The organism is Citrobacter sp. Awk 4 (assembly GCF_028069725.1).
In the GTDB taxonomy this organism is placed as follows: domain Bacteria; phylum Pseudomonadota; class Gammaproteobacteria; order Enterobacterales; family Enterobacteriaceae; genus Citrobacter_D.
In genome coordinates, this window is sequence record NZ_JANEWG010000030.1 from 21,021 (window position 1) to 40,010 (window position 18,990).

The 18,990-nt window shown below is 52.0% G+C and carries 19 protein-coding genes and 1 pseudogene; 10 read left to right on the top strand and 10 right to left on the bottom strand.

Going from position 1 to position 18,990, the window contains the following annotated elements; all coding sequences use genetic code 11:
- The first annotated feature begins 2 nt into the window (after positions 1–2).
- Entirely contained in the window at positions 3–3,329 is a 3,327-nt protein-coding gene (gene mscM / locus NNO04_RS13870; protein ID WP_271445156.1) for a miniconductance mechanosensitive channel MscM, read from the top strand.
- A gap of 40 nt (positions 3,330–3,369) precedes the next feature.
- On the opposite strand, the gene NNO04_RS13875 is transcribed toward mscM, so the two are convergent.
- The 3 genes from NNO04_RS13875 to epmA form a co-directional block, all read right to left on the bottom strand.
- Positions 3,370–3,684, bottom strand: coding sequence for a YjeO family protein (locus NNO04_RS13875; RefSeq protein ID WP_271445157.1), 315 nt, complete (start codon positions 3,682–3,684; stop codon positions 3,370–3,372).
- Entirely contained in the window at positions 3,685–4,392 is a 708-nt protein-coding gene (locus NNO04_RS13880; protein ID WP_271445158.1) for a hypothetical protein, read from the bottom strand.
- Between the two features lie 185 nt (positions 4,393–4,577).
- Positions 4,578–5,555 carry an elongation factor P--(R)-beta-lysine ligase gene (gene epmA / locus NNO04_RS13885; RefSeq protein ID WP_271445159.1) on the bottom strand — a complete coding sequence of 326 codons (978 nt, stop codon included), beginning with the start codon at positions 5,553–5,555 and terminating at the stop codon, positions 4,578–4,580.
- 322 nt (positions 5,556–5,877) lie between these two features.
- Here epmA and frdA point away from each other — a divergent pair, with 322 nt between their 5' ends.
- The 6 genes from frdA (at position 5,878) to NNO04_RS13915 (ending at position 11,057) form a co-directional block, all read left to right on the top strand.
- A complete protein-coding gene (gene frdA / locus NNO04_RS13890; RefSeq protein ID WP_271445160.1) occupies positions 5,878–7,668 on the top strand; it encodes a fumarate reductase (quinol) flavoprotein subunit in 1,791 nt (596 codons plus the stop codon).
- Positions 7,661–8,395, top strand: a complete 735-nt coding sequence (frdB, locus tag NNO04_RS13895) for a fumarate reductase iron-sulfur protein (protein WP_271445161.1) — start codon at positions 7,661–7,663, stop codon at positions 8,393–8,395. Before frdA ends, frdB begins: the two co-directional genes overlap by 8 nt.
- Positions 8,396–8,405: 10 nt before the next feature.
- The gene (gene frdC / locus NNO04_RS13900; RefSeq protein ID WP_203359187.1) at positions 8,406–8,801 is read left to right on the top strand and encodes a fumarate reductase subunit FrdC; all 396 of its coding nucleotides are present in this window, start codon (positions 8,406–8,408) and stop codon (positions 8,799–8,801) included.
- Positions 8,802–8,811: 10 nt separating this feature from the next.
- A complete protein-coding gene (frdD, locus tag NNO04_RS13905; RefSeq protein WP_271445162.1) occupies positions 8,812–9,171 on the top strand; it encodes a fumarate reductase subunit FrdD in 360 nt (119 codons plus the stop codon).
- A 143-nt stretch (positions 9,172–9,314) separates the two neighbouring features.
- Positions 9,315–10,460, top strand: coding sequence for a CMY2/MIR/ACT/EC family class C beta-lactamase (gene ampC / locus NNO04_RS13910; protein ID WP_271445163.1), 1,146 nt, complete (start codon positions 9,315–9,317; stop codon positions 10,458–10,460).
- A 66-nt stretch (positions 10,461–10,526) separates the two neighbouring features.
- Positions 10,527–11,057: a lipocalin family protein gene (locus NNO04_RS13915; RefSeq protein WP_271445164.1), complete on the top strand. Its 531-nt coding sequence runs from the start codon at positions 10,527–10,529 to the stop codon at positions 11,055–11,057.
- Here the strand turns inward: NNO04_RS13915 and sugE are convergent.
- Positions 11,054–11,371: a quaternary ammonium compound efflux SMR transporter SugE gene (gene sugE / locus NNO04_RS13920; protein ID WP_271445165.1), complete on the bottom strand. Its 318-nt coding sequence runs from the start codon at positions 11,369–11,371 to the stop codon at positions 11,054–11,056. The genes NNO04_RS13915 and sugE overlap by 4 nt on opposite strands.
- Before the next feature lie 256 nt (positions 11,372–11,627).
- Between sugE and NNO04_RS13925 the strand changes: the two genes are divergently transcribed.
- On the top strand, positions 11,628–12,221 hold the full coding sequence (locus NNO04_RS13925; protein ID WP_271445166.1) for a LuxR C-terminal-related transcriptional regulator: 594 nt from the start codon (positions 11,628–11,630) through the stop codon (positions 12,219–12,221).
- Between the two features lie 41 nt (positions 12,222–12,262).
- On the opposite strand, the gene ecnB is transcribed toward NNO04_RS13925, so the two are convergent.
- The 3 genes from ecnB to efp all read right to left on the bottom strand — a co-directional run bounded on the left by ecnB (position 12,263) and on the right by efp (position 13,276).
- Positions 12,263–12,409 carry a lipoprotein toxin entericidin B gene (gene ecnB, locus NNO04_RS13930; RefSeq protein WP_162383450.1) on the bottom strand — a complete coding sequence of 49 codons (147 nt, stop codon included), beginning with the start codon at positions 12,407–12,409 and terminating at the stop codon, positions 12,263–12,265.
- A gap of 104 nt (positions 12,410–12,513) precedes the next feature.
- Positions 12,514–12,648 (bottom strand): lipoprotein antitoxin entericidin A, encoded by a 135-nt coding sequence (gene ecnA, locus NNO04_RS13935; RefSeq protein ID WP_271445167.1) that lies wholly within the window; start codon positions 12,646–12,648, stop codon positions 12,514–12,516.
- A 61-nt stretch (positions 12,649–12,709) separates the two neighbouring features.
- Positions 12,710–13,276 (bottom strand): elongation factor P, encoded by a 567-nt coding sequence (gene efp / locus NNO04_RS13940; RefSeq protein WP_162383448.1) that lies wholly within the window; start codon positions 13,274–13,276, stop codon positions 12,710–12,712.
- Positions 13,277–13,316: 40 nt separating this feature from the next.
- Here efp and epmB point away from each other — a divergent pair, with 40 nt between their 5' ends.
- Entirely contained in the window at positions 13,317–14,345 is a 1,029-nt protein-coding gene (gene epmB, locus NNO04_RS13945) for an EF-P beta-lysylation protein EpmB (RefSeq protein ID WP_271445168.1), read from the top strand.
- Positions 14,346–14,479: 134 nt separating this feature from the next.
- Positions 14,480–15,337: a YjeJ family protein gene (yjeJ, locus tag NNO04_RS13950; protein WP_271445169.1), complete on the top strand. Its 858-nt coding sequence runs from the start codon at positions 14,480–14,482 to the stop codon at positions 15,335–15,337.
- A 54-nt stretch (positions 15,338–15,391) separates the two neighbouring features.
- Here the strand turns inward: yjeJ and NNO04_RS13955 are convergent, their stop codons facing one another.
- From NNO04_RS13955 to ltrA, 3 genes and pseudogenes are all read right to left on the bottom strand, one after another.
- The gene (locus NNO04_RS13955; protein ID WP_192610798.1) at positions 15,392–15,745 is read right to left on the bottom strand and encodes a DUF4156 domain-containing protein; all 354 of its coding nucleotides are present in this window, start codon (positions 15,743–15,745) and stop codon (positions 15,392–15,394) included.
- A gap of 257 nt (positions 15,746–16,002) precedes the next feature.
- Positions 16,003–16,224: a DUF2188 domain-containing protein gene (locus NNO04_RS13960; RefSeq protein ID WP_271445170.1), complete on the bottom strand. Its 222-nt coding sequence runs from the start codon at positions 16,222–16,224 to the stop codon at positions 16,003–16,005.
- 149 nt (positions 16,225–16,373) lie between these two features.
- Positions 16,374–18,032 (bottom strand): annotated as a pseudogene (gene ltrA / locus NNO04_RS13965) (group II intron reverse transcriptase/maturase).
- Between the last annotated feature and the right edge of the window lie 958 nt (positions 18,033–18,990).

The window sequence follows — 18,990 nt, forward strand, 5'->3', positions numbered from 1 at the left end:
ACGTGCGCCTGATTATCACTTTTCTGATGGCCTGGTGCCTCAGCCTGGGGGCGTACGCCGCGACAGCCCCCGACGCCAAACAAATCACCCAGGAACTGGAGCAGGCAAAAGCGGCGAAACCCGCCCAGCCGGAGGCCATCGAGGCGCTCCAGTCTGCGTTGAACGCGCTTGAGGAACGTAAAGGCTCCCTCGAGCGCGCCCAGCAATACCAGCAAGTCATCGACAATTTCCCCAAGCTGTCTGCGACATTACGCGCCCAGCTAAATAATCTGCGCGACGAACCACGCGACGTAACGCCGGGGATGACCACCGAGGCGCTGAACCAGGAGATCCTCCAGGTCAGCAGTCAATTGCTGGACAAAAGCCGCCAGGCTCAACAGGAACAGGAACGCGCCCGGGAAATTGCCGACTCGCTGAGTCAACTTCCGCAGCAACAAACCGATGCCCGTCGCCAGTTGAATGACATTGAACGGCGACTCGGTACCGTGAGTGGCAACACCCCGCTGAATCAAGCGCAAAATATAGGCATGCAGGCCGAATCCGCCAAACTCAAAGCCCTGGTGGATGAACTCGAGCTGGCGCAGCTTTCAGCAAACAATCGTCAGGAACTGGCGCGTATGCGCTCTGAACTGGCGGAAAAACAAAGCCAACAACTTGACGCTTATCTGCAAGCCTTACGCAATCAACTAAACAGCCAGCGCCAACGCGAAGCCGAACGCGCGCTGGAAAGTACCGAACTGCTGGCGGAAAACAGTGATGGTCTGCCAACAGGTATTGTCGATCAGTTCAAAGTAAACCGCGAATTGTCGCAGGCACTCAACCAGCAAGCGCAGCGCATGGATCTGGTGGCCTCGCAACAGCGCCAGGCGACCAGTCAGACCCTACAGGTACGCCAGGCGCTCAATACACTGCGGGAGCAGGCACAATGGCTGGGCGTCTCCAATATGCTTGGCGAAGCGCTACGCGCCCAGGTTTCACGCCTGCCGGAAATGCCCAAACCGCAGCAGTTAGATACGGAAATGGCGCAATTACGCGTGCATCGTATGCGCTATGAAGACCTGCTTAACAAGCAGCCTCAGTTGCGTCAGATTCATCAGGCTGACGGCAAGCCGCTCACCGCCGAACAAAACCGGATTCTGGATGCGCAACTGCGTACCCAGCGCGAGCTGTTGAATTCCCTGCTACAGGGAGGAGACACGCTGATCCTTGAGTTGACCAAACTGAAAGTCTCCAATAGCCAGTTGGAGGATGCGCTCAAAGAGGTCAACGAAGCGACGCACCGCTACCTGTTCTGGACATCCGATGTGAGTCCGATGTCGCTCTCCTGGCCGATTGAGCTCGTTCAGGATCTGCGTCGGTTGATTTCACTGGATACTTTTAACCAACTAGGCAAAGCCAGCATCATGATGCTAACCAGCAAAGAGACGCTGCTGCCGCTGTTTGGCGCGCTGATCCTGGTTGGCTTTAGTCTTTACTCACGTAAGCACTTCACCCGTTTTCTGGAACGTTCATCCGCCCGCGTTGGAAAAGTCACGCAGGACCACTTCTGGCTAACATTGCGTACCGTGTTCTGGTCAATACTGGTCGCCTCACCGCTTCCGGTGTTGTGGGCCACATTAGGGTTTGGGCTGCGGGAAGCGTGGCCTTACCCGCTGGCCGTTGCGATAGGCGATGGCGTCACCGCCACCGTACCGTTACTGTGGGTGGTGATGATTTGCGCCGCCTTTGCGCGTCCAAACGGTTTGTTCGTGGCGCATTTTGGCTGGCCGCGTCACCGGGTGGCCCGCGCGATGCGCTATTACCTGATGAGTATCGGATTTATCGTGCCGCTCATCATGGCCTTGATTATGTTTGATAATCTTAATGACCGGGAGTTTTCCGCTTCATTGGGACGTCTCTGCTTCATGTTAATTTGCGGAGCGCTGGCGATAGTCACCCTTAGCCTGAAACGAGCAGGTATCCCGCTGTATCTCGACAAAGAGGGCAGCGGCGATAACATAGTCAACCGGATGTTATGGAATCTGCTAATGGGCGCGCCGCTCGTCGCGATTTTTGCAGCTGTCGTTGGCTATCTGGCGACCGCGCAGGCGCTGCTGGCGCGACTGGAAACCTCAGTCGCCATCTGGTTCTTGCTGCTGGTGATTTATCACGTCATCCGCCGCTGGATGCTGATTCAGCGCCGCCGGTTGGCGTTTGATCGCGCCAAGCATCGCCGCGCCGAAATGCTGGCGCAGCGTGCGCGGGGGGAGGAAGAACAAGCGCATTCGAGCAGTCTTGAGGGAAGCGTTGAGGTCGATGAAAGCGAAGTGGATCTCGACACCATCAGCGCCCAGTCGCTGCGCCTGGTGCGTTCGATTCTGATGCTCATCGCTCTGTTGTCGGTCATCGTGCTGTGGTCGGAAATCCATTCCGCTTTTGGATTCCTTGAGAACATCTCACTCTGGGATGTCACTTCCACGGTTCAGGGAGTAGAAAGCCTGGAACCGATTACGCTGGGCGCGGTATTAATTTCGATTCTGGTGTTCATTATCACCACGCAACTGGTCCGTAATTTACCTGCGCTGCTGGAACTGGCGCTGCTCCAGCATCTGGATTTAACGCCCGGCACGGGCTATGCCATCACCACCATCACCAAATATCTGCTGATGCTGATTGGCGGGTTGGTCGGTTTCTCAATGATTGGGATTGAGTGGTCAAAATTACAGTGGCTGGTTGCAGCGCTCGGTGTCGGTCTGGGTTTTGGCTTGCAGGAAATCTTCGCCAACTTTATCTCGGGCCTGATCATTTTGTTCGAAAAGCCGATTCGTATTGGCGACACGGTGACTATTCGTGACCTGACGGGCAGCGTGACGAAAATCAATACCCGCGCGACCACCATCAGCGACTGGGACCGTAAAGAGATTATCGTGCCCAACAAGGCGTTTATCACCGAGCAGTTTATTAACTGGTCACTCTCTGACTCTGTGACGCGTGTGGTGCTGACCATTCCGGCGCCTTCCTGCGCCAATAGCGAAGAGGTCACGCAAATTCTGCTGACGGCGGCGCAGCGCTGTTCGTTGGTGATCGACAACCCGGCGCCGGAAGTGTTCCTGGTCGATCTCCAGCAAGGGATTCAGATCTTCGAACTGCGTATCTATGCCGCAGAGATGGGGCACCGTATGCCTCTACGCCATGAAATCCATCAGTTGATTCTGGCGGGCTTCCATGATCATGGCATTGATATGCCATTCCCACCGTTCCAGATGCGTCTGGAAAGTTTGAACGGGACGAGGACAGGGAAAACGCTGACGTCTGCCGGTAAGAAAGCACGTCCGGCGGGGAGTTTGTAAGAATACCAGAAGCCTTCTCTTGCAGGAGAAGGCTTCTGGTTTAAAAGCACCAATGGTAGCGGAAATAAAAACGCCATAACCAATAAGCAAAAACACTTAACATCAAGAACCACAAATACCAATGATGGATTTTTTTCCAGAAAATAACGTATAACAGAGGAAGAAAGAGCGGTAGCGTCATTGGCACACCGAAAACTCGCGTATCGTCCTCCAAAATAGCACGAGTCAACTGGCAGAAATTTTTAATTTCACCACTGCCAATCATCCACTCTTTATCTCGTATCGAAAATAACATGATATGAACTATCGAGGCCCAGAACCAAATAAATCCTAAGGTAAACATTTTCCATGTCATTTATCGCTCCTCCAGTATATTCAGCAGCGATTGCTTTTTTTGAAGAATACGGCGACCATATTCGCTGTACTCTCTCGTAGGTGAACCTATTGGGTCATGAATAGAGCTGATAATATCGTTTGCACTTCTTTGGGTTCCACGATTATAACGAGATCCTGCAAGTATGATCTGCTCATCGGTAAGAATAGTGGTATCGATTCCTGGATTATCATAAAGAATTAAATCACGTAAATGGAAAGCAACCACTCTAATGTTAAAGCTGTTGTTCAAAAGGCACTGAGAAAGGCGAAACTGCTGGAAGTGATCGAGTGTAGTAGGATCAATTCCCAGTGTTTGGGCCGCGACGCCTAATTGAATGGCTATAGAGCCTACTGATGTTGTATTTGAGTATTTGTTCTTTTCGCCTATGATTTCATCTATCACCTGTTTGGCTTGTAAGACACCAATGCTTTTTGCTCTGTCTGGCATACCTCCTACCTCTGAAACTGCGACACCAGCAAGTAATAGAGCAGGTATTTGTGCTTCATGGGCGTATTGTTTTATCATACTTCTGTAATGCACCAGCCATGCTGTTTTATAGAGCCAAAGATACGCGCTTCCTATTTCCAAATCCCAATCTGTCGGTAATACCATCCAACGAAGAAAATCTATCCCATCCCAGTGCGGAAAGCCAAACTCATCCACCTTACAAAAAATTAAGTTATCCATAACAGCATTCCGTTAACTCAAAAGAATAACAAAATACCGTCTTGCTTTTATTCCACGCTGAGATCGCTCTCTCAAAGAAGAGAATATCTGAAAATAACTAGCCATATCATTTATAGAATAATTCAAAACTATAAATGATATGGATATATGAAGGATAATAACGCTATTTTACAGCGCCAAATAAATCAGGCTCTGTCCACCGTAAAAGCAATCACGTCTGCAAGGCTTTCAGCCCCTAATGCCAGCATCACCAGACGATCTACGCCCAGCGCCACACCGGAGCAATCCGGCATCCCCACTTTTAAGGCTTCAAGTAAGTTAGTGTCGATAGGCTGCTGCGGCAGACCGCGCGCCGCGCGCTTACGGTTGTCTTGTTCAAAGCGTTGCTGCTGTTCGCGAGCATCCGTCAACTCGTGGAAACCATTCGCCAGCTCAATACCTTTGAAATACACCTCAAAACGTTCAGCCACGCGGTGATCTTCCGTACTGATTTGCGCCAGAGATGCCTGACTCGCCGGAAAATGGTACACAAACGTGGGTTTCTCTTTACCAATATGCGGTTCGACGCCCATGGCAAACAGCAGTTGCAGCAGCGTGTCCCGGTCTCCTTCTGTATCCGCAATATTGCTTAAATCCAGTTTTGCTGCGGCTTCACGCAACTGGGTTTTATCTGCTGACAGCGGGTCAAGCTCGAGATGGCGTTGAAACGCCTGCTGGTAAGAGAGGCTTTCTGCGGGCTGGCAATCGAGCACCTGTTGCAGCAGGTCATCCACTTCATTCATCAGGCGGTACATATCGTAGTGAGGACGATACCACTCAAGCATGGTGAATTCCGGGTTATGGTGACGCCCCATCTCTTCATTACGAAAACTACGGCATAGCTGAAAGACCGGACCGCATCCCGCCACCAGCAGGCGTTTCATGTGGTATTCCGGGCTGGTCATCAGGTAGAGGTTCATCCCCTGCGAATGACCAGGTCCAACGAAACGCGTCTCAAACGGGAACAAATGAATGTCTGTTACCGTCGCCTGACTCATGCAAGGCGTCTCAACCTCAAGCACTCCGCGATCGGCAAAGAAACGACGAATTTCCGTCATAATTGCCGCACGTTTTAACAGATTGGGGATGGACGCGCTCGGCTGCCAGGTTGCCGTTTCGCTCATGGTTCTTTCTCCGATATATGACAAGGGCACGAAGTCTACTCGTAACCTGTCAGGGAGACAAATTTTGTGCGGAAGAGACTTATGCTGAATCGAGGGTTAAAAAACTGAAGATGGATGCTTTAGTAATTAAATTAATCAGAATCAATGATAATTAGCGCCATTGATACGCTAAAAAAATCGAACACGTCAAATTTCCCTTCTATACCTGCGACTATACTACTGTACCTATAAAGGAGCAGTGGAATCGCATTCGCCATCCGCATATCTCAGGGACTAAACTGACTGCGTGAGTGGCGAAATAACAACAATCTGGAGGAATGTCGTGCAAACCTTTCAAGCCGATCTTGCCATTATAGGCGCCGGTGGCGCAGGATTACGCGCTGCAATTGCTGCCGCGCAGGCAAATCCTAACGCTAAAATCGCACTGATCTCAAAAGTGTACCCAATGCGCAGCCATACCGTTGCTGCCGAAGGTGGCTCTGCTGCTGTCGCGCAGGATCATGACAGCTTTGACTACCATTTTCACGATACGGTAGCGGGCGGAGACTGGCTGTGTGAGCAGGATGTCGTGGACTACTTTGTTCACCACTGCCCAACTGAAATGACGCAACTGGAGCAATGGGGTTGCCCGTGGAGCCGTCGTGAAGACGGTAGCGTCAACGTACGTCGCTTCGGCGGGATGAAAATTGAGCGTACCTGGTTCGCCGCGGATAAGACCGGCTTCCATATGCTCCACACCCTGTTCCAGACTTCTCTGCAGTTCCCACAAATTCAGCGTTTTGACGAACACTTCGTTCTGGACATCCTGGTAGACGACGGCCATGCCCGTGGTCTGGTGGCGATGAACATGATGGAAGGCACGCTGGTGCAAATCCGTGCTAACGCGGTGGTGATGGCAACGGGCGGCGCAGGCCGTGTATACCGTTACAACACCAACGGCGGCATCGTAACCGGTGACGGTATGGGTATGGCGCTGAGCCACGGCGTTCCGCTGCGTGATATGGAGTTCGTTCAGTATCACCCAACTGGTCTGCCAGGTTCTGGTATCCTGATGACCGAAGGCTGCCGTGGTGAAGGCGGTATTCTGGTCAACAAAAACGGCTACCGTTATCTGCAAGACTACGGCATGGGTCCGGAAACCCCGCTGGGTGAGCCGAAGAACAAATACATGGAACTGGGTCCGCGCGACAAAGTTTCTCAGGCTTTCTGGCACGAATGGCGTAAAGGCAACACCATCTCCACTCCGCGTGGCGATGTCGTTCACCTCGACCTGCGTCATCTCGGCGAGAAAAAACTGCTCGAACGTTTACCGTTCATCTGCGAACTGGCGAAAGCCTATGTCGGCGTCGATCCAGTTAAAGAGCCAATCCCGGTTCGTCCGACCGCGCACTACACCATGGGCGGTATCGAAACCGATCAAAACTGCGAAACCCGCATCAAAGGTCTGTTTGCCGTTGGCGAATGTTCCTCTGTCGGTCTCCATGGCGCCAACCGTCTGGGCTCTAACTCCCTGGCTGAACTGGTGGTCTTTGGCCGTCTGGCGGGTGAGCAAGCGATGGAACGTGCTGCTACGGCGGGTACCGCCAACAGCGCCGCGCTTGATGCGCAGGTTGCAGGCGTTGAACAGCGTCTGAAAGATCTGGTGAACCAGGAAGGCACTGAAAACTGGTCGAAGATCCGTGATGAAATGGGTCTGTCCATGGAAGAAGGTTGCGGTATCTACCGTACGCCAGAACTCATGCAGAAAACGGTTGATAAGTTGGCTGAGCTGCAGGAACGCTTCAAGCGCGTGCGTATTACCGACACCTCCAGCGTCTTCAATACCGACTTGCTGTACACCATCGAGCTGGGCCACGGTCTGAATGTTGCTGAATGTATGGCGCACTCCGCTCTGGCACGTAAAGAATCGCGCGGCGCGCATCAGCGTCTGGACGAAGGTTGCACCGAGCGTGACGACGTCAACTTCCTCAAACACACCCTCGCCTTCCGCGATGCTGATGGCACCACTCGCCTGGACTACAGCGACGTGAAAATCACCACTCTGCCGCCAGCAAAACGTGTATATGGTGGCGAAGCGGAAGCAGCCGATAAGAAGGAGAAGGCGAATGGCTGAGATGAAAAACCTGAAAGTTGAGGTGGTGCGCTATAACCCGGAAGTGGATACCGCACCGCACAGTGCTTTCTATGATGTTCCTTATGATGAAACAACGTCACTGCTGGATGCGTTGGGCTACATCAAAGATAACCTGGCGCCAGACCTGAGCTACCGCTGGTCCTGCCGTATGGCAATCTGCGGCTCTTGCGGCATGATGGTCAACAACGTACCAAAACTGGCGTGCAAAACCTTCCTGCGTGATTACACCAACGGCATGAAGGTTGAAGCGCTGGGCAACTTCCCGATTGAGCGCGATCTGGTCGTCGACATGACGCACTTTATCGAAAGTCTGGAAGCCATCAAACCGTACATCATCGGTAATTCACGCACACCGGATCAGGGTCCGAATACCCAGACTCCGGCGCAAATGGCGAAGTATCACCAGTTCTCCGGTTGCATCAACTGTGGTCTGTGTTACGCCGCGTGCCCGCAGTTCGGCCTGAACCCTGAGTTCATCGGTCCGGCGGCGATTACGCTGGCGCATCGTTACAACGAAGATAGCCGTGACCACGGTAAGAAGGAGCGTATGGCTCAGTTGAATGGCCAGAACGGCGTTTGGTCTTGTACTTTCGTGGGCTATTGCTCCGAAGTGTGTCCGAAACACGTCGATCCGGCTGCGGCCATCCAGCAGGGTAAAGTAGAAAGCTCGAAAGACTTTCTTATCGCTACCCTGAAACCACGCTAAGGAGTGCAACATGACGACTAAACGCAAAGCCTATGTGCGGCCAATGACGTCCACCTGGTGGAAAAAGCTGCCGTTTTATCGCTTTTACATGCTGCGCGAAGGCACAGCGGTGCCGGCAGTTTGGTTCAGCATTGAACTGATTTTCGGCCTGTTTGCCCTCAAACACGGCGCAGAATCCTGGATGGGATTCGTTGGTTTTCTGCAAAATCCAGTCGTGGTGATCCTCAACCTGATCGCCCTGGCTGCAGCATTGCTGCACACCAAGACCTGGTTTGAGCTGGCGCCAAAAGCGGCCAATATCATCGTAAAAGACGAAAAAATGGGGCCAGAGCCGATCATCAAAGGTCTCTGGGCGGTTACTGCAGTTGCGACTGTAGTTATTCTGTATGTTGCCCTGTACTGGTAAGGAGTCCGGGATGATTAATCCAAATCCAAAACGCTCTGACGAACCCGTATTCTGGGGACTGTTTGGTGCAGGTGGTATGTGGGGCGCGATCATTGCGCCGGTCATGGTTCTTCTGGTCGGCATTATGCTGCCACTGGGACTCTTCCCGGGCGATGCCCTGAGCTACGAACGTGTTCTGGCCTTTGCGCAAAGCTTTATTGGCCGCGCGTTCATGTTCCTGATGATCGTTCTGCCGCTGTGGTGTGGTTTACACCGTATGCACCACGCGATGCATGACCTGAAAATCCACGTGCCGGCTGGCAAGTGGGTATTCTACGGTCTGGCTGCTATTCTGACCGTTGTGACGCTGATTGCTATCGTCACGCTCTGATTAGTACCATCGTTATTCCGGCCCGCCACTGGCGGGCCGTTTTATTTCTACCGTCTCTTCTCCCTGCCATCGTCGCAAATAGTGTAACCTACTGCCGCACTCTTCCCGGAAATCCCTCGGGCCCTTTGTTACGGAAATACGCCATGATGAACAAAACCCTCTGCAGTGTGCTGCTCCTTACTGCCTCCAGTTCAGCGCTTGCCACACCACACACAGATCAACACATCGCTGATGTTGTAAACCGCACCATTGCCCCATTAATGAAAGAACAGGCGATTCCGGGCATGGCCGTTGCGGTGATTTACCAGGGCAAGCCGAGATACTTTACCTGGGGTAATGCCGACATTGCCAAAAACTATCCCGTCACCCCACGTACTCTGTTTGAACTCGGTTCCGTGAGTAAAACGTTCACTGGCGTGTTGGCGGGCGATGCTGTCGCTCGCGGTGAAATCAAACTCAGCGATCCGGCAACAAAATATTGGCCTGCGTTGAACGGTAAGCAGTGGCAAGGCATCAGCCTGCTACATCTGGCGACCTATACTGCAGGAGGCTTACCGCTTCAGGTGCCGGATAGCGTGACGGATGACGCCTCGCTGCTTCACTACTATCAAACCTGGCAGCCGGAGTGGGCTCCGGGCAGCAAACGTCTGTATGCCAATGCCAGCATCGGCTTGTTTGGCGCGCTGGCGGTCAAACCTTCTGGAATGAGTTTCGAAGAAGCGATGACCACGCGCGTTTTCAAACCGCTAAAACTCGAGCATACCTGGGTAACCGTCCCCGCGTCAGAACAGAAGAATTATGCCTGGGGTTATCGCGAGGGTAAGCCTGTCCATGTTTCACCCGGCCCACTGGATGCAGAGGCATATGGGGTTAAATCCAGCATTGAAGATATGGCAAGCTGGGTGCTCGCCAACATGGACGCCTCCCATGTTCAGGATAAAACGCTGCAGCAAGGCGTGGCGTTAGCCCAGTCGCGCTATTGGCGCATTGGCGAGATGTATCAGGGGTTAGGCTGGGAGATGCTGAACTGGCCGGTAGAGAGCGAAACGGTCATCAAGGGTAGCGATAATAAGATCGCGCTGGCGGCACAGACAGCCGTGGAAATTAACCCACCCGCGCCTGCGGTCAAAGCATCCTGGGTACACAAGACAGGCTCTACCGGCGGTTTTGGCAGTTACGTTGCTTTTATTCCAGAGAAAAACCTCGGTATCGTGATGCTGGCGAATAAAAGCTATCCAAATCCTGCACGTGTCGCGGCCGCCTACCGGATTCTGGAATCTCTGCAGTAACCTGTTGCCGCCCACCCTTTCCTTGCTGTCATCTACACTTAACAGAAAACCAGCAAGGAAACCCTCATGCGCATCCTGCCTGTTATCACCGCGGTGACAGCCGCGTTTTTAGTGGTTGCTTGCAGCTCACCCACGCCGCCGAAGGGCGTTACTGTCGTCAATAACTTTGATGTGAAACGCTACCTCGGCACCTGGTATGAAATTGCTCGCTTTGATCATCGCTTCGAAAGAGGACTGGAAAACGTCACCGCCACTTACAGCCTGCGCGATGACGGCGGCCTTAATGTGACCAACAAGGGTTACAATCCGGATCGGGATATGTGGCAAAAAACACAAGGAAAGGCCTGGTTTACTGGCGATCCCAGTCGGGCCGCGCTGAAAATCTCGTTCTTTGGTCCGTTCTATGGCGGCTACAACGTCATCGCACTTGACAGAGAATATCACCACGCGCTGGTGTGCGGCCCGGATCGCGACTATTTGTGGATACTCTCGCGCACACCGACCATTTCAGACGAAATGAAGCAGCAAATACTCGCTGTCGCGATCCGGGAAGGCTTTGATGTCAGTAAGTTAATCTGGGTGAAACAACCCCATTAATGGGTGCTGAGCTTCAGACCGATAATACCCGCAACGATCAGCGTCAGACTGGCCAGACGCATCGGGCTGGCGGACTCACCCAGTAAGATAATCCCGGTGATGGCCGCGCCAACGGCGCCTATACCGGTCCAGATCGCGTACGCAGTCCCAACGGGCAGGGTTTTCATTGCCCACGAGAGCATCGCAATACTGACGATCATGGCGACGACGGTAATGACACTTGGGGTCAGGCGGGTAAATCCATGGGTATATTTGAGGCCAATCGCCCATACAACTTCAAGCAGGCCAGCAATTAACAAAACGATCCAGGACATTTTAGGCTCCAGAGAGATGGGGCCGTCCCCGGTGAAAGACACGTTTGCAGGTCGTCCCACAAAGCCGATGAATGAAAGGGTATTTTTGCCCGACAAAAAGTGAATTTCAATCTTTTTATTTCTGATCGCTTAAAAGCCTGAATTGGATGCAATAAGCAACGTAGTTCCGGCATTTAGTGCTCATCGGTCGTCTTTATGATGAAACGCTTTCTGAAGTCAGGAAGCCATTGGCCTTACTTCTTAATGCGATTATTTTATGTTGAAAATATTAGTGATTGATCGATGCCACTTTACCCGTACGGGAATAGAGGCCTGGCTTAATCATTCTGGTTTGTTTAGTGCTTCGTTCCTGGTGTCAGGGTTAAATAATCTCTTGCTGGCAAAAGAACACATTCTGCAATGGAAACCTCATTTGATTATCGCTGATTTATATAGCTTTCTTGATGACTCCCATCCATTTCAGCCAATTGCCCCCTTTTTTATGGCCTGTGGGATGGCCCCGCTTATCTTGCTGCAATCAGGTGGCGAATACAGTGCTTCGGCGTTCAGCTCACGACATTTTGTTCATGCCGTGTTATCAAAAACAGCCACACTGTATGAGCTCTCAAAAACGATCCACGCGGCATTACGCGTGAGACCGCCTTTAGACACAGCTAAAAACGCCACGTCACTGCTTACGCCACAGGAAGAGAAGGTGTTGACGATGTGGATGGAGGGAGCGGGAAACAACGCGATTGCCAGTGCGCTTGGTATTCATGGCAAAACGGTTTACACCTACAAACGCAACATTCGCATGAAACTGCACATGGATAATCGCTATTCGCCGTTTTTATCACTGCCAGAACGGTAAGATTAACGGCACGACACGCACAGCGGTCGTACCGTTCATGATTAATCCTGAGCTTTTGCTGCAGCGCCCGAGATAGCCTGGCCACCCTCAGAAATATCCTGACCAACGCCGCGCGTCGTGTTACAGGCGGTTAATAGAGAGGAAAGTACCAGAACAGAAAAGATTGCTGCAATTGTCTTCTTAACCATAGCGTCTTCCTTTTTAGCCAATGTTGTGCGTATAGCTACTTAATAATAGACAACATCCCGTAACTTGACGGGAAACAGACGGTTTTTCAGACGAAGCGAAAAGACTAGCTGGCAGCGTGGGAGATGGAATTGCCGAGATGTTTGATATCTTCGCCAAAGCCACGTGCGGTATTACACCCCGTCAACAAGGTTGCGGCCAGTAGGACGAGTGTTACAAGACTGAGAAGACGTTTCATCATTCCTGCCCTGGAAAATTGTATGGCGCAGCAAACGCTGCACCATGAGATCAAGTAAGGCGTATTACTTCACGCGGGATACGTATTCACCAGAACGGGTATCCACTTTGATCACTTCGCCGATCTGAACGAACAGCGGAACTTTAACCACTGCGCCAGTAGACAGCGTTGCTGGTTTGCCACCAGTACCTGCGGTATCGCCTTTCAGGCCTGGATCAGTTTCAATAATTTCCAGTTCAACAAAGTTCGGCGGGGTAACAGAGATAGGCTGGCCGTTCCACAGGGTCACGATGCACTCAGCCTGATCCAGCAGCCACTTAGCGCTGTCGCCTACCGCTTTCGCGTCTGCAGCCAGCTGTTCGAAAGTGGAGTTGTTCATGAAATGGAAAAACTCACCGTCGTTGTACAGGTAAGTCAGGTTCATATCTACAACATCTGCGCCTTCTGCAGAGTCGGTTGATTTGAAGGTTTTCTCTACGCGAGTACCGGTCAGCAGACGACGCAGCTTAACGCGCGCAAAAGCCTGGCCTTTACCAGGTTTTACGAATTCACTGGCTTCAACTGCATAAGGTTCGCCGTCCATCATGATTTTAAGACCGGCACGAAAATCGTTGCTATAGTAAGTCGCCATAAGGCCCTCTGAAATTGTTAACTGGTAGCTTAGCCACAAAATGGCGCATATTGTAACCCTAAACACCCCATCCAGAGAAGATTGGTTAGTACAACTTGCAGATGTTATAACCGATCCGGATGAACTGTTGCGTCTTTTAAATGTAGACGCTGATGAAAACTTACTCGCTGGTCGTGAGGCAAAGCGCCTTTTTGCCTTGCGTGTTCCCCGTGCTTTTGTGGCGCGGATGGAAAAAGGCAATCCTGATGACCCGCTTTTACGTCAGGTACTCACCTCGCGCGACGAATTTGCCGCAGCGCCGGGTTTTTCAACCGATCCGCTGGAAGAACAGCACAGTGTAGTGCCAGGATTACTGCACAAATACCGCAACCGGGCGCTATTACTGGTGAAAGGCGGCTGCGCGGTAAACTGTCGCTACTGTTTTCGCCGTCACTTCCCGTATGCGGAGAACCAGGGCAATAAGCGAAACTGGCAGGTGGCTCTCGATTACATCAGTGCGCACCCAGAACTGGACGAAATCATCTTTTCCGGCGGCGATCCGCTGATGGCCAAAGACCACGAGCTGGACTGGCTACTCACGCAACTGGAAGCGATACCGCACATTAAGCGCCTGCGTATTCATAGCCGTTTGCCGATTGTCATTCCCGCACGCATAACGGAAGGACTCGTCACCCGCTTTGCACAATCAACACTGCAAATTTTGCTGGTTAACCATATCAACCATGCGCAGGAAATTGGCGACGATTTCCGCCAGGCGATGCGTAAGCTAAAAATGGCAGGCGTCACGCTGCTGAATCAGAGCGTGCTGCTGCGCGATATCAACGATAATGCGCAAACGCTGGCGAATCTCAGTAACGCGCTGTTTGACGCAGGCGTGATGCCCTACTACCTGCATGTGCTGGATAAGGTTCAGGGCGCGGCCCATTTTCTGGTCAGCGATGACGAAGCGCGCGCTATTATGCGTGAGCTGTTGACGCTGGTTTCCGGCTATATGGTGCCGAAACTGGCACGTGAAATCGGCGGCGAGCCAAGCAAAACGCCGTTGGATTTGCAGTTAAGGCAGCGATAACCCCTCTCTTTTGGCCCTGCGCGGAGTGCTTCGCGCAGGTTTCAAGTCCGGATACCGACTCTCAGGAAACAACGCCGGGTGTTATTTTAGCCCCCATCATTTCGGGCAGAACAACCCTATCCAGAGAGACCCCAATGGCCTTAACACTCACCGGCATTAACAGCGGCGTCATTCGACACGGCAACCAGTTTCAGGCGCTGGCGCTTAACCTCAGGCATAAGCAGAACGAAACCTCGCTGATTTTTATTTCGGCACTCCAACTGCGCGATCTTTATCTCTACTTTGAGCACCGTCTGTATCTGCAAAATCAGCGGAATGCCAAAGAGAAAGCGGCTTTCAAAAAAAGCCAGGATACCGCCACACAGGCCATGCTTAACAATATTCCACCACTGACTCAAACACAGATGCTGGAAGCCGATCTCCGTCTACGGGTTGAGAAATTAGAGCCACACGCCAGCCACGCCAGAGGATTTCAGTTGGCGTTTTCACTGCAGGGCGGTCATTCACTGCTCCTCCAGCTTGAAGATACGCAGATTGCGGTCGTCATCAGCGCTATTTCCCACGCCATTAATAACGCAGGCATGCATCAATTATCGCTAAGGATCTCCTCACTACTGGATTTTCTGCCCATGTACGATGCCGATATTAAACGCAACGGTGAGATGGAATACGACAACTATCCCTATCCGGCATGGAAATTAGCGATGTTCACGCATTATCTGGCGTTGGTTTATCACTATACCGACAACAATGGGCAAGATTGCGCCTGCGGCACCATCGTGAAATCCCGTATTCGGGGAGAAATGAAAGACGTTGAGGCAATGGCCCGGCGTTTACTGGCATTCAGCCCGCGGATGAAAAAACTGGAAGGGAAGCCTTGCCGCATCACCATGGCGACTCTCGCATCTGGAGTGGGTCAGTTTCCTCGAGAACGTTGCCTGAAATCACTGTATCAGCTTTATCAGACCACATTGTCCGCAACGGCAGAATAACAAAACGCCCTCAGGTTCGGAGGGCGTTTTCAACTCTATTCGACACTGAATAAATCAGTTCGGGCACTTATAAACCTGACCGTTCATTTCACTGGCGGTCGGAACAAAACTGGATAACATGCCCTGAGATGGGCTACTCACACCATAAATCACGTTGCCGCCCATTGCTGCCGCCTGATTACGCAGGTCGTTCGCAGCTCCGCGCATGGAGCCGCCCTCTTCGCCATGCTGACCAGACAGCCAGTTACTTTGCTTACCGGTAGCAGTGCCAATCAACTGACACTCAGCGCCAGGCTTGTCTTCTACGAAGCGTACGCTTTGACCGGCAGCGCTCAGTTCGTTGCTGGAGCTACAACCCGCCATCAGTAGCGCGGCACCAACGATCCCTGCTAAATATTTCACGTGCATGCTATTCCCCATAATCAATGAGCTGGACGTAGATCGTCCGTGTGTGAATCTTATACTAAAAAGCTGATCAAAAGAAAAACCCCCGGGCATTTCTGCCCAGGGGTTTCTCTATTTCTGCGAGGTGCAGAACAACATGATGTCGGGTAGCAGCAGCGCATTACTGCGCCGCCGCCCCCTAAGAACCGTACGTGCGAGTTTCCCCGCATACGGCTCAAGCCTTAATAAGTTCAACCGATGGGTTGAACCAGCAGCAATGGTTAGCCTTTTGGAGGATATGGATCATTTCCGTAAGAATTTCTCTCACGAATTTGCCCATTTTCTCCGTGAATAAGAAGCTCACTCTGTTGATTTATCGCAATACCACGAGCAGCATCAATTGCTTCTTGCTGAGTGCGGTGGTGCGACGTGTCGCGAGAATTACCTTCTCCCAAAACAGCCCAACCATCATCCCGTTTCACTACATGTTGATTTTTACCCATGGATAAAACTCCATTCTCCGACTAAAGGATTACCTGCATCCCCAGAGAGTGAACAGGGATATAGGTGATTTATCATCCATAACGTACGGCTAAACCTATATGAATTCTCTGATGAAATTGTGACGTTACATATCAATTTCAACCCCTGCTTAATCGGTATTTTCAACATGCCACTGGATGTGACAGCCCGGATGCAACATTTCCAAATTCTCAAGCTCGTCACCGCCGCCCAGATGTTTCTGGTGCTTATGGTGAACGTGCCAGCCTGTTTCCAGAGTAATTAACTGGTTACAGAGCGGGCAGCGTTTCTCCTGCCTGAGCCAGAGCGCCAGCAACTTCTTCCTGCCCTGCATGGTTTCCTTCCAGCGACGCTCAAGGCGTTGCTCAAAGTACGGTTCCCATTCAGGCAGATAAGGGTTAGCCTCCGCCTTTATCTTGGTATGTCGTTTAATGACGGTGTCTTTTGCATAGACTAAAGTCACCGGATTATCCTTATCCTCCCGCCATTGAAACGTCCAGTGCCGGTTATTTACCGTATGAAAGTATTTATTTTTCACCCAGCGTTTATTGCGGTTTTTATGCCGCCTGCAACACCAGCGCCAGAGCAGCTTTCAGACACGGTAATCGACATAGCTGAACGTTTCCTTCGCCACCACATGCCGGTGATAGTTCGCCCAACCCCGTAATGCCGGATTGAGCTGGCGTATCAGCCAGTCTTGCGTTTGCGTCGGGTGACGCTTCACTATGTCCCTCACTTTCGCCAGAAACGTTCGCAGGTTCTTACGGGAAGGCTTTATCAGCATTTTCCCGCGATACTTGCGCACGTTCTGACCGAGGAAGTCAAAACCCTGCTCAATATGCGTTATCACCGTTTTTTCCGGCGACAATTGCAGCCCCCGTTCCGCCATAAAGGCCTCAACGAGAGGTTTAACTTCATTCTCCAGCAACTCTTGCGAGATACCGGTGATGATAAAGTCGTCTGCATAACGCACATAGTTGACCTTGGTCTTGTAGCTGGCTTTGGTATTCTTCACCCCAAATCGGGATTCAAGTACCGCTTCCAGTCCATCAAGCGCCATATTGGCCAGTACCGGCGAGATGATGCCGCCCTGAGGCGTTCCCGCACCGGTTGCATGGTAATGACCAGACTCCATGTAACCTGCCTTCAGCCATTTACCCAGCACCTGCTTATCCATCGGGATATGCGCCAGTAGCCAGTCATGACTGATGTTATCGAAACACCCTTTGATATCGCCCTCCAGCACCCATTGCGCCGAGTTGCCCCGGCTGAGCGCTACAAAGCATTGTTCAATAGCATCCGCCGTTGAACGCATCGGACGAAAACCATAACTGTTGCGGTCGGCTGTTGTTTCCGACACGGGTTCCAGCGCCAGCAGATACAACGCCTGCATAGCTCTGTCTCTCATGGTCGGAATCCCGAGCGGACGCAACTTGCCGTTCGACTTCGGGATATACACACGCCGCAGCGGTTTAGGGTGATATCCGGTTCTCTTCATATCGAAGATAGCCTCCCATTTGGTTTTCGGGGTATTCCATAACTTTCCATCCACTCCGGGGGTATCCCTGCCCCGGTTTTCCGTGACTCGCCTGACGGCTAATGCCTTAGCCGCCAGCGAACGGGTCAGCATTCGTTGCAACGCTTTTACCCGTCGCCACTCCTGCTGTTGCGCCGCCTTCGCAATGCGTACCTGTAGCTTTCTCACCGCTTCTGAGGTTTTGCGCCAGTTAATGGCGTGCCACCTTTCCGGGCGGGAAGATGCAGATACCGCCTGCGATTCAACTCGCATTTCGGTATTCACCTTGCTATCCTCCTGAATGCTCTTGCAGAGCACCCTGAGGACGGACGTGGATTCCCCCGAGGGAGAAATCACGTTTCGCCCCTCGGGGTACATTCAATAAGCTTTACAAGCCTTACTGCGATTTAAGACCAGCCGGAAGTCTGCCCCGTTTCCGGTGAAGCCCTGTTTCATGCTTCTGTCCGCGCCATTACAGCGCGGCATTTGCTTTCTCCGGCCTCCTCTACCCGCATACCCAACAGTTTGCCTTACGGCTCCCCTGCCTCGATGAGGCGGATATACGGGCTTACCGAGTTCCATACAGATGACACGTATCGGTTAGGTTCTGCCTATCCACCGGTGAAACAACATCAGCGTATCCCCAGATGTAAAAGAGATAACCTGTTCACCCACCTTTTGGTCAAAGCGTATCAACGACTTACGCTCAATGCGGCTGACGGTGTTTAACAGCAGTTCACGTACGTTAACCTTACGATACAGCCTGGCCTCTCATGGTCATGTCGTTAGACCAATCCAGATGGCGTCCTCGCGGATACCAGCCGCCGCTTGCGCGGGAGTACGTTGTCAGGAAGCTTCGCACCTCACCGTTACCAGTGACGCACTATCCTTAGGCTACCGTTGGCTGAACAACGGGTTCTTCTTCGCTGTTTCTGCTCAGGAAATAGCGACAGAACAATCACCCGTACAGCTTGCGCTGCATTCCTCTTGTGAAGATCGCGAGCAAAACGATCCCGCCCTGTTCATGAATCCATGAAAGGATGAAATGAAGATGTATGACACGAGGTGTCACAATCGTTGAGATGTAACGTCGATTTGGGATTCACCGACGTCTGCCCTGACGGGCACTCCGCGCAGAATTAACCGCTGCAGATAACTGAGTGAAAGTAATGGGCGCGTTACTGCTCATCACTGAAAGGTTACCCAAACTTCGGGGGCGTATTCCACCGTC